Genomic DNA, 15,943 nt, shown 5'->3' with positions numbered 1-15,943 from the left:
ATGTGCCTGTTGGCAATCTGGTTATCCCTGGCCTTGGGGCCGGTGAGTTTGCCGCTGTTCGACACCGCGCGCGCGGCTTTGCGCCTGTTGGGGTTGCCGGTGAGCGCCGAGGGTTTGGAGCAGGCCGAACTGATCCTTGGCCAGATTCGTTTGCCGCGCACTTTGCTCGGGCTGGCGGTGGGTGGGGTGCTGGCGTTGTCCGGTGTGGCGATGCAGGGCCTGTTCCGCAACCCGCTGGCCGACCCGGGGTTGGTGGGCGTGTCCAGCGGCGCGGCGCTGGGCGCGGCTTTCGCGATTGTCGCGGGTTCAGCGTTGGGCGGGTTGCCCGAAGCTTTCGGCCCTTATGTGTTGTCGTTGTGTGCGTTTCTTGGTGGGCTTGGGGTCACGGCGCTGGTCTATCGCCTCGGCCGACGTAATGGCCAGACCCACGTCGCGACCATGCTCCTGGCCGGTATTGCCCTGACGGCGTTGTCCGGTTCGGCGGTCGGCCTGTTCACCTACCTGGCGGACGACGCGACCCTGCGCACACTGACGTTCTGGAACCTGGGCAGTCTCAATGGGGCCAGCTATGCACGGCTGTGGCCATTGCTGCTGGTCAGCGCTGGCGTGGCGCTATGGTTGCCACGTCGGGCCCGGGCGCTCAATGCGCTGCTGTTGGGAGAATCCGAGGCGGCCCATCTGGGCATCGACGTCGAAGGCCTCAAGCGTGAACTGGTGTTCTGTACCGCTCTGGGTGTTGGCGCGGCGGTGGCGGCAGCGGGCATGATCGGTTTTGTCGGGTTGGTGGTGCCGCATCTGGTGCGTCTGGTGGCTGGCCCCGACCATCGGGTACTGCTGCCGGCGTCAGTGCTGGCAGGGGCAAGCCTGCTGTTGTTGGCCGACTTGGTGGCGCGCTTGGCATTGGCGCCGGCGGAGTTGCCGATCGGTATCGTCACGGCCTTTATCGGGGCGCCTTTCTTTCTTTATTTGCTGCTGCGAGGGCGCGCCTGATGTTGCAAGCGCAGAACCTGCACATTCAACGTGGTCGAAAAGCCGTGCTGGCGGCGGTCGATCTGGTCCTTCATCCCGGCGAAGTGCTCGGCGTGCTTGGGCCTAACGGTGCGGGTAAAAGTACCTTGCTGGCGGGGCTTTGCGGCGAATTACGCCCGGCCCAGGGGCAGGTTTTGCTCGATGATCGACCTCTGAGTCAGTGGGAGGGCGCCGAGCGTGCCCGTCGCCTGGCGGTGTTGCCGCAATCTTCGACCCTGGATTTTGCCTTTCGTGTCGAGGAGGTGGTCGGCATGGGGCGCCTGCCGCATCAGAGTGGTCGCGTGCGTGATGGACAAATCGTCGAGTTGGCGTTGCAAGCCGCGGACGCGACGCATCTGCACGGGCGCAGTTATCTGGCCCTGTCGGGTGGCGAGCGTCAGCGGGTGCATCTGGCGCGGGTATTGGCACAACTGTGGCCGGGTGAAGCGGGACAAACGTTGTTGCTGGACGAGCCAACCTCGATGCTCGACCCGCTGCATCAGCACACCATCCTGCAGGCGGTGCGCGAGTTCGCCGATCGTGGCGCTGCGGTGCTGGTGATCCTGCATGACCTGAACCTGGCGGCGCGTTACTGTGATCGCCTGTTGCTGCTCGCGTCCGGTCGGCCGGTGGCCCTGGACACGCCGCAGCAGGTGCTGCGCCCGGAACCGCTCAAGGCCGTGTTTGGCCTGGAAGTGCTGGTGCAACCCCATCCGGAGCGAGGGCATCCGTTGATCATTGCCCGTTGAGGGCGTCTTGAGGATGTACACGTGCGGCTGATCCTGATTTTGGCATTGAGTGTCCTGACGGCTTGTCAGAGCATCGCACCGCCGCCGGCCGGTGGGCAGATCCGTGATTTGCACAATGGCCAGGCCCTTACGCCGCAAGCGTTGGTCGAGCGCTTGGCGAAGGCACAGCGGTTGGTGGTGGGCGAGCAGCACGACAATCGAGATCACCACGCCCTGCAGCTATGGTTGCTGCAAACCTTGGCCGGGCAGCGGGCCCAAGGCAGCTTGTTGCTGGAAATGCTCACCCCATCCCAGCAGCCGCGGGTCGATGCGTTGCGCCAGTTACCCGCCTTGCCCAAGGACCTGCCTGGCGCACTGGACTGGTCGCCGGGCTGGGACTGGAGCCTGTATGGACCCGTCGTCGAGTTCGCCCTGGCGCAACCTTACCCCTTGCTGGCGGCCAATCTGGATGCCGTCGAGATCCAGCGCTTCTACCGGCAAGCACCGGCGTTGAGCGGGGGACGCACGAATGCGGCGGCGGTGAAGGATGAGCTGCTGGGGCAGATCCGCGAATCCCACTGCGGCCTGCTGCCGGAAGCGCAAATGCCGGCGATGCTGGCCGTCCAGCAGCAGCGTGACCGGCGCATGGCTGAACGTTTGCTGGGCGCGCCGACACCGGCGGTGTTGTTCGCTGGCGCTTGGCATGGCCGAAAGGATGTCGGCGTACCGCTGCATGCGCTGGATCTTGGCGCCAGCGAAGCTCCGATCGTCTTGATGCTGGCCGAGGAGGGCAGCGACGTGACATCAACCATGGCTGATTACGTGTGGTACACCCCGGCCACGCCGCCTCAGGATTACTGCGCACAGATGCGTGAATCCATCAAAACCCCGTAGGAGCCTGCGATCTTTTGATTTTGATCTTTCGCTCTTGACTCAATTGACGGTGGAAAGATCGCAGCCTCGTTGCACGGCAGCTCCTACCATGGCGTGGCGTCGGAGCTGTTTTTTTGCAGGCAAAAAAAGACCCGGCAAAAGCCGGGTCAAATAACCGTGATTAGCCTGATGAGGAGATATCTGAGAGTCCGAACCAAGGGCTTTTCAAATATCGACCAGTCTCGCGACCGGATGTGGTAATCATAGCGATTCTCATTACCATGTCAAACATTGTTTTTCGATCCGCTGAAATAACCTGACCGGTTATGACGCCATTCGATAAAACAAGGGGGCAGTCAGGCTTTATGACGCGTTGAAATAGCGTCCAGCTGCTTATTCAGGGCTTCCTTGCGTTCGGCAGGGATATCGTTCCAGTGCACATCCATCAACGCGCCTTCGATGGCGTACAACAACACCTTGGAAGCCCGGAAACCGCGCGTGCGCACGGCCCGATAAGCGTCTACCGCACCAAGCCGGCGTAGATCCGAGGCACTGTGAATACCGACGGCGTGCAGCCACTGGGCTGATGTCTTGCCCAGATTCTTCAGGTGTTGCAATTCATCATTCATCGAGCCTCCTTGCGACGGCCGACTGGTGCATTGGGCAAGCTTCTGAGCAGTGTAGCGGTCAGTAGGAAAAGCGTGATTCTTTGGTGTGAATCGACGCAAAAGCTTCTAATGCATTACGCACGATAGAGGGAAATATGCAGCAAGGTGCATCGTCCAGCGCGAGCGGGGGCGCTGGAGCTCAGTTCGGTCTGTGGTGGGTTCGCGGCATATTGGCTAGCCCGTTCTCCACAGTGTCAGCGGGTGCGGTAGCGCAGGCGGGTGCCGAAATTCATCGACATCAGGATCTCGTCGGCAGACAGCTCAGGCGGAAAGTAGGCGCCGGATATTTGCGCGTGGGCCAAGCTCGCGCCTTCCAGTGACGACTTGCGGAAATCGATGCCGCGTAAGTCGGCGGAGCGAAAGTAAGCGTCGCTGAAATCAACGTCGTCGGCGTTCAGTTCCCGCAGATCGAGGCCGCGAAAATCGCCGCCGCGCATGTCCACCGGACCTTGAGGGCGCTCACTGTTGAAACCTGCGATATCGTCTTTGCGCAGCAAGGCATAAAGCGGGGTATTGAGAAGCTTGGGAAGGCTCATTTCATATCACCTGTTGGTTTTATGACGCCAGTATAGTGCCACTATTTAGCGGTCGTGAAGCCGAGGATTGCTTCACGACCGAAATAATTCCTACAGGCCTGGCAGGCGTTGACGGATCTGCGCGACCACGATATCGAGCGTGCCGCTTTCGTTGGTCTGGACCCGTTTGCTGCAGAGGATTTCCGCCGGGGTGAGAGCTTCGCGGTTGGCCTGTTGCGCCGCGATAACGGCCAGGTTCGCGTCCGAGGGGTCCTTCTGGTCGGCCTGACGCTGCGCCAGCCTGGCTTCGATGACTGCTTGCGGTGCGTTGCAGTCAAGGATCAGGAACGGTGCACCCGTGGCTTCGGCGACTTTCGCTGCCGCGTCGCGCTGGTCACGCTTGAGGTAAGTGGCATCGACCACCACCGGGAACCCGGCGCGCAGGATCACGTCGGCGATTTCGTGCAGGCGGGCGTAGGTGGCGTTGCTGGCATCGCTGCTATAGATGCCGGCCTGTGGATCATTGGGAACTTGCTGCTCGCCGAACAGGCGCTTGCGCTCTACGTCCGAACGCAGGCGAATCGCCCCCAGCGCTTCCACCAGGCGCATGGCAACGTGGCTTTTGCCGACGGCCGAAACACCGTGGGTAATAGCCAGGAAGCGCGACGGAATGGTGCTGTAGCTTTCGGCCAGGTTGGCGTAATTACGGTATTGGCGCAGGGTGGTGGCGCGCTGCACTGGATCGGCTTCGGCCGGCATGCTGAACAGCGCGACCTTGGCGCGGACCAGGGCGCGATAGGCTTTATAGAAGTTCAGCAGTTCCAGGCCCCGGTAGTCGCCGGTCAGCTCCAGGTATTGGCTGACGAATCGCCGCGCCAGCGACTTGAGGCCACGGTCCTCCAGGTCCATCGCCAGGAACGCGGTGTCGGCGTAGACGTCGGTGAAGCGGAACGGTTCGTTGAATTCGATGCAGTCGAAAATCACCACCTTGCCGTCGATCAGCGTGATGTTACCCAGGTGGATATCGCCATGGCATTCGCGGATGAAGCCTTCGGCCTTGCGCTGGGTGAACAGCGGCTTGAGACGATCAAAGCTGCTCTCGGCCCAGGCTTGCAGGGCTTCGAGTTGCAACAGGTCAGCCTTGTCGCTGAGGAACGGGCGGATCTGCTCGAAGTTCTGCCGCACGGGAGCCATCACGCTGTCCGGAGTACCAGCTGCGTTCTCAGCCGGCACTTGAGGCGTGGAGAGGTGGAACTGGGCAATCTGCGCGGCCATTTCGTCGATGTGCGCGGTGGTCAGTTCGCCGTTGGCTTGTAGCGTGCTGAGCAGTTGGCTCTGTGGGAACTGACGCATCTTCAGGGCGTATTCGATGGCCGGGCCATCGCCTGCCAATTGGGGTGCTTCGGCACTGCCGGTAATCGGCAGGACTTCCAGGTACAGGTCCTGGGTCAGGCGTTGGTTCAGACGCAGCTCTTCGCCACAGAAATGTTTGCGCGCCTCGAGGCTGGTGAAATCGAGGAAGCCGAAATTCACCGGCTTTTTGAATTTGTAGGCGTAAGGCCCGGTGAGCAATACCCAGGAAATATGAGTTTCGATGACCTGGAACCCTTCGACGGGATGCGGGTAGAGGGCCGGGTTTTGCAGGGCAGCGATCAGGGATTGGCTCACGGGCGGTCCTTCAGAGACTGGAAAATTCAAGGCCGTCATTATGGCCGCAAGCCGCGTTAACGCAAACCTCGTCGGGCTCATGTTGAACCGCAGCAAAGTGCGTATAATCCGCCGCCATGACTCGTACCCGATCCTCCCGTACCCCCAAGAAACCACCCGCCAGCCGTCTGCGGCCCTGGCTGGGCTGGGCCCTTAAACTTAGTCTGGTGGGCCTTGTCGTGCTCGCCGGTTTTGCGGTCTACCTCGATGCGGTGGTCCAGGAGAAGTTCTCCGGCAAGCGCTGGACGATCCCGGCCAAGGTCTACGCCAGGCCGCTGGAGCTGTTCGTCGGACAAAAGCTGAGCAAGGATGATTTCCTGACCGAGCTCGATGCCTTGGGTTATCGCCGTGAAAGCGTGGCCAATGGTCCGGGTGCGGCCTCGATCAATGGTAATACCGTCGACCTCAATACCCGCGGTTTCCAGTTCTACGAGGGCATGGAACAGGCGCAACCGGTGCGGGTGCGTTTCTCCGGCGACTATGTGGCTGCACTGACCGGCGCCAACAATGCGAGCCTGTCGGTGGTGCGCCTCGAGCCGCTGCTCATTGGTGGCCTGTATCCCAAGAACCTTGAAGACCGGATCCTGATCAAGATCGATCAGGTGCCGCCGTTCCTGCTCGATACGCTGATCGCCGTCGAAGACCGCGACTTCTATCATCACTTCGGCGTCTCGCCCAAGTCGATTGCCCGGGCTATCTGGGTCAACACGTCCTCGGGCCATATGCGCCAGGGTGGCAGTACCTTGACCCAGCAGTTGGTCAAGAACTTCTACCTGACCAACGAGCGCAGCCTCACCCGCAAGCTCACCGAAGCCATGATGGCGTTGCTGTTGGAGTTGCACTACGACAAGCAGGAGATCCTGGAGGCCTACCTCAACGAGGTATTTATCGGCCAGGACGGTCAGCGGGCGGTGCACGGCTTCGGCCTCGCCAGCCAGTTCTTCTTCAGCCAGCCGTTGTCCGAACTCAAGCTGCATCAGGTGGCGTTGCTGGTGGGCATGGTCAAGGGACCTTCTTCCTACAACCCGCGGCGTAATCCGGAGCGTGCCCTCGAGCGGCGCAACCTGGTTCTCGACCTGCTGCAACAACAAGGCGTGGCCACCGCAGAGCAAGTCGAAGCGGCGAAGAAGATGCCATTGGGCGTGACCAAACGCGGCAGCCTGGCGGACAGTTCGTTCCCTGGCTTCATGGACCTGGTCAAGCGCCAGTTGCGTGAAGACTACCGCGATGAAGACTTGACTGAAGAAGGCTTGCGCATTTTCACCAGCTTCGACCCGATCCTGCAGATGAAGGCCGAAGCGTCGGTCGAGGATACCTTCAAGCGGCTGGGCGGGCGCAAGGGCGCCGACGAAGTTGAAGCCGCCATGGTGGTGACCAACCCGGAAACCGGCGAAGTCCAGGCCATGATCGGCAGCCGCCAGGCCAGCTTCGCTGGCTTCAACCGGGCGCTGGATGCGGTGCGGCCGATCGGTTCCCTGATCAAGCCGGCGGTGTACCTCACCGCCCTGGAGAAACCGAGCCAGTACACGCTGACCAGTTGGTTGTCGGACGAGACCTTCTCGGTCAAGGGCGCGGATGGCCAAGTCTGGAAGCCGCAGAACTATGATCGCCGCTCCCACGGTACGGTGTTCCTGTACCAGGGCCTGGCGCATTCCTACAACCTCTCGACGGCTCGCCTTGGGTTGGAAGTCGGCGTCCCGAACGTGCTCAAGACCTTGGCGCGCCTGGGGGTAAGCCGCGAATTCCCGGCTTTCCCGTCAATGTTGCTGGGGGCTGGCGGCCTCACGCCAATCGAAGTGGCCGCCATGTACCAGACGCTGGCCAACGGCGGTTTCAATACGCCGATGCGCGGGATTCGCAGTGTGCTGACCGCCGATGGCGAACCGCTCAAGCGTTATCCGTTCCAGATCCAGCAGCGTTTTGATCCGGCTTCTATTTATCTGATCCAGAGCGCCATGCAGCGGGTCATGCGTGAAGGTACCGGCAGCTCGGTTTATAACGTGTTGCCCAAGACCCTGAACCTGGCGGGCAAGACCGGCACCAGTAACGATTCGCGCGACAGTTGGTTTGCCGGTTTCAGTCAGGATCTGCTGGCGGTGGTCTGGCTTGGGCGTGATGACAACGGCAAGACCCCGTTCACCGGTGCCACTGGCGCGTTGCAGGTCTGGACCAGTTTCATGCGCAAGGCCGACCCGTTGCCACTGGACATGCCGCAACCGGACAATATCGTTCAGGCCTGGGTCGATTCGCGTACAGGCCAAGGCTCCGATGCCAATTGCCCGGGCGCGGTACAGATGCCGTATATTCGCGGCAGCGAACCACCACCCGGTGCGGCCTGTGGCGGCACGAATCCCGCCGAATCGGTGATGGATTGGGTCAAAGATTGGATGCGTTAAGCAAAGAGGGTTTCAAGTGAACAAGTGGTTGATTCCAGCGGTAACTGCCGTGGCTTTGCTCAGTGGCTGTTCCACCGTACAGCGTGGTTCGATTCCGGTCGTTGACTCCGGCACCGCCGTTTCCAACAGCGAGCGGATCTCGGCCAACGGTGGTTTCCGGCAAACGACGGTGAAGCGGCCGGTGCAGGGCCAGGCCCAGGCGATTCCCCAGGGCGACAGCGGTGTCGTCGTGATGGTACCGGGGGGTGGCGCCACGACCTCGGCACCGATCAGCAGTACGCCGATCACGCCAGGTCCCATCACGCCTGGCCCTATCGAGACCTCGCCGATCGATCAGGGTAGTTACAGCATGCCTTCGACGCCGAGCAGTATTCCGCCGGCCAGTGCGGGTGGTTTGTCCGCCGATGAGCAACTGGACGGTCCGGTGCTGGCCCTGCTTACCACGGCACAACAGCAGCAGGCCGGAGGGGACCTCAACGGTGCTTCTTCGAGCTTGGAGCGTGCCCAGCGGGTAGCGCCGCGCGAGCCGCAGGTGCTTTATCGCTTGGCCCAGGTGCGCATGGCCCAGGGGGATGCGCCGCAAGCCGAACAGCTCGCCCGTCGTGGCCTGACATTTACCAGTGGGCGTCCGGCACTTCAGGCCAGCCTGTGGGAATTGATCGCCCAGGCTCGTGAGAAGCAAGGCGATTCTGCGGGTGCGGCGCTGGCACGCCAGAAGGCCAAGGTTTCGCTCTGATGGATACGCGTTTTCCCCTGATAGCCGATCAGTTGCTGCTGATCGAACGGGAGCTGCGGGTTCAGGGCTGGTGGAGCAGCGTTTCGCCTTCGGCCGAGGCCTTGGCCAGTGTCGAGCCGTTCGCGGTCGACACCTTGGACTTCGAGCAATGGCTGCAATGGATTTTCCTGCCGCGGATGAAAGCCATCCTGGAAAATGACCTGCCGCTGCCCAACGCCTCGGGCATCCTGGCCATGGCTGAAATGGTCTATGCCCAGCGGCCAGGGCAGGGTATGGAGTTGCAGCGGCTGTTGGCGCAGTTCGATCAGATGATCAGCAGCGTCGGCTGACCGACGTTACTGGCAGTGCTCTTCGATCTGCTTGCGCGTTTCATCGATGCGCTGGCGTCGCTCTTCGTCAGATAGGCGGCGCATTTCCCCCTCAACGTCCTCGCGAACTCTTGGGTTGTTTTGCAACTGCGCCAGGTTGGTCCTGGCCTGTTCGCAAAATGCCTTGAGCTGAGCTTCCTGCTCGGCAATCTGTTTCTTCACCTCTTTATCGATCGCCTTCTGGTCGCCTATGGGCCCACCAGAAGGCGGTGCTGGCGGTTTGGCGACGGACGGTGAAGACTTGATCACGGTCGAGGCCTCGGTGCCCTCGGGTGGCTGGGCCCCGAAGTGGGTCACGCCCTGGGCGTCGACCCATTTGTAGACCTGGCCGGCCATGCACATCGGGCTCAGGCCAACCATCAGGCTGGCCGTCAAGAAGAACATTCGCATGCTGTTTCCTTGTCATGGGTTGCGCAATTGAAGCTAACACAGTTGCCGTTTAAAGGTTTTTTCTTGCGTTCTCATGCGGTTACTTCGAATAAAGCACATTGACGACTTGACTTGCACAGGGCGAAACAGAAGAATCCAAAGTCCGCTGTAGAGGGACTGCCAGAAGCAGACCCACTCGGCAGATCATGAGGCGCACATCCGCGCCGACCTGTTACACCCGCAACGCGTTACCTCGCGCTGGGTGGGAAAGGCCCGCAACACTTGGGACGATCCCAATACTTGCTCAGTCAGTGCTGACGTAGTCGGCGACCACCGTCGCTCATGCTCTGCCGAGAAGTAAACCTATTAAGACCCGTCCCTGTTGAGGGGCGGTATTCTGGCGTTTTAGAGGTGAACAACGTGGAGCTTTTATCTGGCGGTGAGATGCTCGTCCGCTTTTTGCGTGACGAAGGCGTCAAATATATCTACGGGTACCCGGGTGGTGCTCTTCTTCATGTCTATGATGCTCTGTTCAAAGAACCGGAAGTGACCCACATTCTGGTTCGTCACGAGCAAGCAGCGACCCATATGGCTGACGGCTATGCCCGTGCCACCGGCAAGGCCGGCGTGGTACTGGTGACTTCCGGTCCAGGCGCCACGAACGCCATCACCGGTATCGCCACGGCGTACATGGACTCCATCCCGATGGTGATCATCTCCGGCCAGGTGCCTAGCACCATGGTCGGCACCGATGCATTCCAGGAAACCGACATGATCGGTATCTCCCGGCCGATCGTGAAGCACAGCTTCATGATCAAGCACGCATCGGAAATCCCGGAAGTCATGAAGAAGGCCTTCTACCTGGCTGAATCCGGTCGTCCGGGCCCGGTCGTGGTCGATGTTCCAAAAGACATGACCAACCCGGCCGAGAAGTTCGAATACATCTTCCCGAAAAAAGCCAAGCTGCGTTCCTACAGCCCGGCCGTACGCGGCCACTCCGGGCAAATCCGCAAGGCAGCCGAAATGCTCTTGGCGGCCAAGCGCCCGGTGCTTTACTCGGGTGGTGGCGTGATCCTCGGCGGTGGCTCTGCGCCGCTGACTGAACTGGCAAAGATGCTCAACCTGCCAGTGACCAATACTCTGATGGGCCTGGGTGCCTATCCGGGCACTGATCGTCAGTTCATTGGCATGCTCGGCATGCACGGCAGCTACACCGCCAACCTGGCGATGCACCATGCCGATGTGATCCTGGCGGTCGGCGCGCGTTTCGACGACCGTGTCATCAACGGGCCGGCGAAGTTCAGCCCTAACGCCAAGATCATCCACATCGATATCGACCCGGCGTCCATCTCCAAGACCATCAAGGCAGACGTGCCGATTGTCGGTCCTGTTGAGAGTGTACTGACCGAAATGGTCGCCATCCTCAAGGAAATCGGCGAGGCTCCGAACAAAGAGTCCGTGGCCAGTTGGTGGAAGCAGATTGATGAGTGGCGCGGTGATCGCGGCCTGTTCCCCTATGACAAGGGCGATGGCAGCGTAATCAAACCGCAGACCGTGATCGAAACCCTGTGCGAAGTGACCAAGGGCGATGCCTTTGTGACCTCCGACGTGGGCCAGCACCAGATGTTCGCCGCGCAGTACTACAAGTTCGACAAACCCAACCGCTGGATCAACTCCGGTGGCCTGGGCACCATGGGCTTCGGTTTCCCGGCGGCCATGGGTATCAAGTTGAGCTTCCCGGATGCCGACGTTGCCTGCGTCACGGGCGAGGGCAGCATCCAGATGAACATCCAGGAACTGTCCACCTGCCTGCAATACGGATTGCCGGTGAAGATCGTGATCCTGAACAACGGTGTGTTGGGTATGGTTCGCCAGTGGCAAGACATGAGCTACGGCAGCCGCCACTCGCACTCCTACATGGAATCGCTGCCTGATTTCGTCAAGCTGGCAGAGGCTTACGGTCACGTCGGCGTACGCATCACCGAATCGAAAGATTTGAAGTCGAAGATGGAGGAGGCGTTCGCCATGAAGGATCGCCTGGTGGTGATCGATATTGCGGTCGACACCAGTGAGCACGTCTACCCGATGCAAATCAAAGACGGCTCCATGCGCGATATGTGGCTGAGCAAGACGGAGCGTACCTAATCATGCGACATATTATTTCCCTGCTTCTGGAAAACGAACCGGGTGCTCTGTCTCGTGTTGTGGGCCTGTTTTCGCAGCGCAACTACAACATCGAAAGCCTGACCGTGGCGCCAACCGAAGACCCGACCCTGTCGCGTCTGACGCTGACCACTGTGGGTCACGATGAAGTCATCGAGCAGATCACCAAAAACCTGAACAAGCTGATCGAGGTGGTCAAGCTGGTGGACCTGTCGGAAAGCGCTCACATCGAGCGCGAGCTGATGCTGGTCAAGGTCAAGGCCACCGGCGCCCAGCGCGCCGAGATCAAACGCACTACCGATATTTATCGTGGGCAGATCGTCGATGTCAGCGCCAGCGTCTATACCGTTCAGTTGACCGGTACCAGCGACAAGCTCGACAGCTTCATTCAATCGATCGGCACTGCCTCGATTCTGGAAACCGTACGCAGTGGCGTCACCGGGATTGCCCGTGGCGACAAAGTACTGAGCATCTAACCAAATTAGCGAATGGCCTGAACGGCCGGATATAGGGGAAATTCATGAAAGTTTTCTACGATAAAGACTGCGACCTGTCGATCATCCAGGGTAAGAAAGTCGCCATCATCGGCTACGGTTCCCAAGGTCACGCCCAGGCGTGCAACCTGAAGGACTCCGGTGTTGACGTGACCGTAGGCCTGCGTAAAGGCTCTGCCACCGTAGCCAAGGCCGAGGCCCATGGCCTGAAAGTCACCGACGTGGCTTCTGCCGTTGCTGCAGCCGACCTGGTCATGATCCTGACCCCGGACGAGTTCCAGTCTGCCCTGTACAAAAACGAAATCGAGCCGAACATCAAGAAAGGCGCCACCCTGGCCTTCTCCCACGGCTTCGCGATCCACTACAACCAGGTTGTGCCACGCGCCGACCTCGACGTGATCATGATCGCGCCGAAGGCTCCAGGCCACACCGTACGTTCCGAGTTCGTGAAGGGCGGTGGTATCCCTGACTTGATCGCGATCTACCAGGATGCGTCCGGCAACGCCAAGAACGTGGCTCTGTCCTACGCTGCTGGCGTTGGTGGTGGTCGTACCGGCATCATCGAAACCACCTTCAAGGACGAGACCGAAACCGACCTGTTCGGCGAACAAGCCGTTCTGTGCGGCGGTACCGTCGAGCTGGTCAAAGCCGGTTTCGAAACCCTGGTTGAAGCGGGCTACGCGCCAGAAATGGCCTACTTCGAATGCCTGCACGAACTGAAGCTGATCGTTGACCTCATGTACGAAGGCGGTATCGCCAACATGAACTACTCGATCTCCAACAACGCCGAATACGGCGAGTACGTGACCGGTCCGGAAGTGATCAACGCCGAGTCCCGCCAGGCTATGCGCAACGCCCTGAAACGTATCCAGGACGGCGAATACGCCAAGATGTTCATCAGCGAAGGCGCCACTGGCTATCCTTCGATGACCGCCAAGCGTCGTAACAACGCCGCCCACGGTATCGAAATCATCGGCGAGCAACTGCGCTCCATGATGCCGTGGATCGGTGCCAACAAGATCGTCGACAAAGCCAAGAACTAAGTCGCGAGCCTGATCGAAAAACGCGGCCTTGGCCGCGTTTTTTCGTTTGGGCGGTGGCTTCTGGTATAAAGCTGCATCGTTTGCGGCCGAACCGTCGTCCCAGACACCTGTCGAATTTTTTCACACCGTTGCAAGGTACTGTCCATGAGCGAACGTCCCGACGAGCCAAACCAGGCTCCTGACGCTGAAAGCCTGCTACCCATCGATGAGCACGTCGAAGAAGGCCATGACGCTGAAGGCCGTAAGGTCCGGCATCGTGGCATCTATCTGCTGCCGAATCTGTTCACCACCGCGAACCTGTTCGCCGGTTTCTATTCCATCATCAGTTCCATGAGCGCCCAGGCCGCCTTGAGCGCTGGCGACAGTGCCGGGGCGAGTCGTTACTTCGCCTTCGCTGCCATTGCGATCTTTGTCGCCATGGTGCTTGACGGTCTGGACGGCCGCGTGGCCCGCATGACCAATACCCAAAGCGCGTTCGGCGCCGAATATGATTCGCTGTCCGACATGGTCGCCTTTGGCGTGGCGCCGGCCTTGCTGGCATTCGGCTGGGCGCTGGGGGATATGGGCAAGGTCGGCTGGATGGTCGCCTTCATCTACGTGGCGGGTGCGGCACTGCGTCTGGCGCGTTTCAATACGCAAGTAGGCAAGGCTGACAAGCGCTACTTCATTGGCTTGGCCAGCCCGGCTGCGGCAGGTGTGGTGGCGGGTGTGGTCTGGGCATTCAGCGACTATGGCATCCAGGGTTCGAAAATGTCCTTCCTGGTGGCGCTATTGGTTGCGGCGGCCGGGATGCTGATGGTCAGCAACATCAAGTACAACAGCTTCAAGGAGTTGGATCTGAAGGGGCGCGTGCCGTTCGTTGCGATTCTGGCGGTGGTGCTGGTGTTCGCGGTGGTCTTCAGTGATCCGCCACGTATTCTGTTGCTGGTGTTCCTCGCCTACGCTGCATCGGGTCCGGTTCAATACCTGTTGCGCCTGCGTCGCCACAAAAGCGCCGAGTGATGTAATTTCCCCCATACTCCGCAGTCTATTGGTGCACCTACCCTCCAATACTGCGGAGTTGCCATGCTGATCAAGATCCCCAAGTCGTCCGACTGCAGTGAATCGGACGTCACGCCTGAATCCTTCTATTTATCGCGTCGTCAAATGCTGGGTGCGACGATGGCTGGCCTCGCCGTAGGCAGCCTGCCGCGTTGGGCCGGTGCTGCCGATGCGGCGCGTTATGCTGATGTCGAGCCTGGCAAGGCGCCATCCTGGTTTGCCGAGAAATTGCCGGCCACCCAATGGGGGGCGGTCACGGTCAAGAATGAGCCCATCACTCCGTTCAAAGACGCCACTCATTACAACAACTTCTATGAGTTCGGGACTGACAAGGGGGATCCGGCGGCGAATGCCGGATCCTTGAAAACCGAACCTTGGAGTGTGGTGGTGGACGGGGAGGTGGGTAAGCCAGGGCGCTATGGGTTGGAAGACTTCATGAAGCCCTATCAGTTGGAGGAGCGTATCTATCGTCTGCGTTGTGTCGAAGCCTGGTCGATGGTCATTCCTTGGCTCGGCTTTCCCATTTCCGCGCTGCTCAAGCAGATTGAGCCGACCTCCAAAGCGAAGTACATCCGCTTCGAAACCTTGCAAGACCCCAAGACCATGCCGGGGCAGCGGTCTGGCTTTGCCTTGATCGACTGGCCTTATGTCGAGGGCTTGCGACTGGATGAGGCGATGAACCCGCTGGCTATCCTGGCGGTAGGGATGTACGGACGGGAGTTGCCCAATCAGAACGGCGCGCCGTTGCGATTGGTGGTGCCGTGGAAATACGGTTTTAAAAGTGTGAAGTCGATTGTGCGTATCAGCCTGGTGAGCGAGCAGCCGAAGACGACCTGGCAAAGCATTGCGTCCGACGAGTACGGTTTCTATGCCAACGTCAATCCGACGGTCGACCACCCGCGCTGGACCCAGGCACATGAGCGCCGTTTGCCGAGTGGGCTTTTCAGCCCTAATGTGCGCGATACGTTGATGTTCAACGGCTATCAGGATGAAGTCGCTTCTTTATATGCAGGGATGGACTTGAGGAAGGACTACTGATGCGTTTCCCAGCATGGCGGGTCGGCGTCTTTCTCGCTGCGGCGGTCTGGCCGTTGCTCTGGCTTTACCAGGCATTGACGAGCTCGTTGGGGCCAGATCCCGGCAAGGTGCTGGTGGATCGGCTTGGGTTAGGGACTTTGATCCTATTGTTGATCACTCTGAGTATGACTCCGCTGCAAAAACTGACGGGGTGGGCAGGGTGGATCGCGGTCCGGCGCCAGTTGGGGTTGTGGTGCTTTACTTATGTGGTGCTGCATTTGAGTGGGTATGCGGCGTTCATCCTGGGGTTCGACTGGTCGCAACTGGGCGTTGAATTGAGCAAACGGCCTTACATTATTGTCGGGGCGCTTGGGTTTCTCGGCTTGTTAGCGCTGGCGATCACCTCCAATCGCTACAGTCAGAGGCGACTCGGCACGCGCTGGAAGAAGCTGCATCGCCTGGTTTATCTGATCCTGGGGCTTGGGCTACTGCATATGTTGTGGATCGTGCGGGCGGATCTGAAGGAGTGGTCGATTTACGCCTTTATAGGCGTCGTATTATTGATGTTGAGAGTTCCGCCGGTGATGCGCCGGATCCCGCGATTAATGGGTAAGAAAACTTCTTGTGCGACAAAAGCGTAATTAAGGGTTGACGGCAAATTCTGGACGTCTATAATTCGCCCCACTTCCGACGCAGTCGAAACGGAAAACTCCTTGAGTTTCAATGAGTTAACCATGTTTTGAAGGTGCCGGGCTTCAGTTCATCGAAGCCAGGAAGCAGTTGATAAGGTAGTGTTTATTTGGCCTTGTCAGCGATT

At 59.9% G+C, this 15,943-nt stretch carries 16 protein-coding genes; 12 read left to right on the top strand and 4 right to left on the bottom strand.

Annotated elements, in window-relative coordinates; all coding sequences use genetic code 11:
* Positions 1–6 precede the first annotated feature (6 nt).
* The 3 genes from J9870_RS24755 to J9870_RS24745 are packed head-to-tail and all read left to right on the top strand — an operon-like array spanning position 7 to position 2,630.
* Complete coding sequence (locus J9870_RS24755) at positions 7–990, top strand: iron ABC transporter permease (RefSeq protein ID WP_210645418.1); 984 nt, start codon at positions 7–9, stop codon at positions 988–990.
* The gene (locus tag J9870_RS24750) at positions 990–1,757 is read left to right on the top strand and encodes a heme ABC transporter ATP-binding protein (protein WP_210640948.1); all 768 of its coding nucleotides are present in this window, start codon (positions 990–992) and stop codon (positions 1,755–1,757) included. Before J9870_RS24755 ends, J9870_RS24750 begins: the two co-directional genes overlap by 1 nt.
* 21 nt (positions 1,758–1,778) lie before the next feature.
* Positions 1,779–2,630 carry a ChaN family lipoprotein gene (locus J9870_RS24745; RefSeq protein ID WP_210640945.1) on the top strand — a complete coding sequence of 284 codons (852 nt, stop codon included), beginning with the start codon at positions 1,779–1,781 and terminating at the stop codon, positions 2,628–2,630.
* A gap of 335 nt (positions 2,631–2,965) precedes the next feature.
* Here J9870_RS24745 and J9870_RS24740 read toward each other — a convergent pair whose 3' ends face one another.
* The 3 genes from J9870_RS24740 to J9870_RS24730 all read right to left on the bottom strand — a co-directional run bounded on the left by J9870_RS24740 (position 2,966) and on the right by J9870_RS24730 (position 5,460).
* Complete coding sequence (locus J9870_RS24740; protein WP_003205623.1) at positions 2,966–3,238, bottom strand: TfoX/Sxy family protein; 273 nt, start codon at positions 3,236–3,238, stop codon at positions 2,966–2,968.
* A 233-nt stretch (positions 3,239–3,471) separates the two neighbouring features.
* Entirely contained in the window at positions 3,472–3,813 is a 342-nt protein-coding gene (locus J9870_RS24735) for a pentapeptide repeat-containing protein (protein WP_063324353.1), read from the bottom strand.
* A gap of 90 nt (positions 3,814–3,903) precedes the next feature.
* The gene (locus tag J9870_RS24730) at positions 3,904–5,460 is read right to left on the bottom strand and encodes a bifunctional aminoglycoside phosphotransferase/ATP-binding protein (protein WP_210640943.1); all 1,557 of its coding nucleotides are present in this window, start codon (positions 5,458–5,460) and stop codon (positions 3,904–3,906) included.
* A gap of 116 nt (positions 5,461–5,576) precedes the next feature.
* Here J9870_RS24730 and mrcB point away from each other — a divergent pair, with 116 nt between their 5' ends.
* The 3 genes from mrcB to J9870_RS24715 are packed head-to-tail and all read left to right on the top strand — an operon-like array spanning position 5,577 to position 8,960.
* The gene (mrcB, locus tag J9870_RS24725; RefSeq protein WP_210640940.1) at positions 5,577–7,895 is read left to right on the top strand and encodes a penicillin-binding protein 1B; all 2,319 of its coding nucleotides are present in this window, start codon (positions 5,577–5,579) and stop codon (positions 7,893–7,895) included.
* Between the two features lie 16 nt (positions 7,896–7,911).
* Complete coding sequence (locus J9870_RS24720) at positions 7,912–8,631, top strand: hypothetical protein (protein WP_210640938.1); 720 nt, start codon at positions 7,912–7,914, stop codon at positions 8,629–8,631.
* Complete coding sequence (locus J9870_RS24715; RefSeq protein WP_210640936.1) at positions 8,631–8,960, top strand: YqcC family protein; 330 nt, start codon at positions 8,631–8,633, stop codon at positions 8,958–8,960. Before J9870_RS24720 ends, J9870_RS24715 begins: the two co-directional genes overlap by 1 nt.
* Positions 8,961–8,966: 6 nt before the next feature.
* Here J9870_RS24715 and J9870_RS24710 read toward each other — a convergent pair whose 3' ends face one another.
* Positions 8,967–9,383, bottom strand: coding sequence for a DUF4124 domain-containing protein (locus J9870_RS24710; RefSeq protein ID WP_210645416.1), 417 nt, complete (start codon positions 9,381–9,383; stop codon positions 8,967–8,969).
* 405 nt (positions 9,384–9,788) lie between these two features.
* Here J9870_RS24710 and J9870_RS24705 point away from each other — a divergent pair, with 405 nt between their 5' ends.
* The 6 genes from J9870_RS24705 (at position 9,789) to msrQ (ending at position 15,767) form a co-directional block, all read left to right on the top strand.
* Positions 9,789–11,513, top strand: coding sequence for an acetolactate synthase 3 large subunit (locus J9870_RS24705; protein ID WP_210640934.1), 1,725 nt, complete (start codon positions 9,789–9,791; stop codon positions 11,511–11,513).
* A 2-nt stretch (positions 11,514–11,515) separates the two neighbouring features.
* The gene (gene ilvN / locus J9870_RS24700; RefSeq protein WP_003176102.1) at positions 11,516–12,007 is read left to right on the top strand and encodes an acetolactate synthase small subunit; all 492 of its coding nucleotides are present in this window, start codon (positions 11,516–11,518) and stop codon (positions 12,005–12,007) included.
* A gap of 44 nt (positions 12,008–12,051) precedes the next feature.
* Entirely contained in the window at positions 12,052–13,068 is a 1,017-nt protein-coding gene (gene ilvC, locus J9870_RS24695) for a ketol-acid reductoisomerase (RefSeq protein WP_003185459.1), read from the top strand.
* A 144-nt stretch (positions 13,069–13,212) separates the two neighbouring features.
* Positions 13,213–14,070: a CDP-diacylglycerol--serine O-phosphatidyltransferase gene (pssA, locus tag J9870_RS24690; protein WP_210640932.1), complete on the top strand. Its 858-nt coding sequence runs from the start codon at positions 13,213–13,215 to the stop codon at positions 14,068–14,070.
* Between the two features lie 63 nt (positions 14,071–14,133).
* Complete coding sequence (gene msrP, locus J9870_RS24685) at positions 14,134–15,147, top strand: protein-methionine-sulfoxide reductase catalytic subunit MsrP (protein WP_210640930.1); 1,014 nt, start codon at positions 14,134–14,136, stop codon at positions 15,145–15,147.
* The gene (msrQ, locus tag J9870_RS24680; RefSeq protein WP_210640928.1) at positions 15,147–15,767 is read left to right on the top strand and encodes a protein-methionine-sulfoxide reductase heme-binding subunit MsrQ; all 621 of its coding nucleotides are present in this window, start codon (positions 15,147–15,149) and stop codon (positions 15,765–15,767) included. The genes msrP and msrQ overlap by 1 nt, the downstream gene beginning before the upstream one ends.
* Positions 15,768–15,943: the final 176 nt, after the last annotated feature.

It is taken from the genome of Pseudomonas sp. Tri1, assembly GCF_017968885.1.
GTDB lineage: Bacteria > Pseudomonadota > Gammaproteobacteria > Pseudomonadales > Pseudomonadaceae > Aquipseudomonas.
Note: the sequence above shows the minus strand (reverse complement) of the source record. Positions and strands in the feature narration are given on the sequence as shown.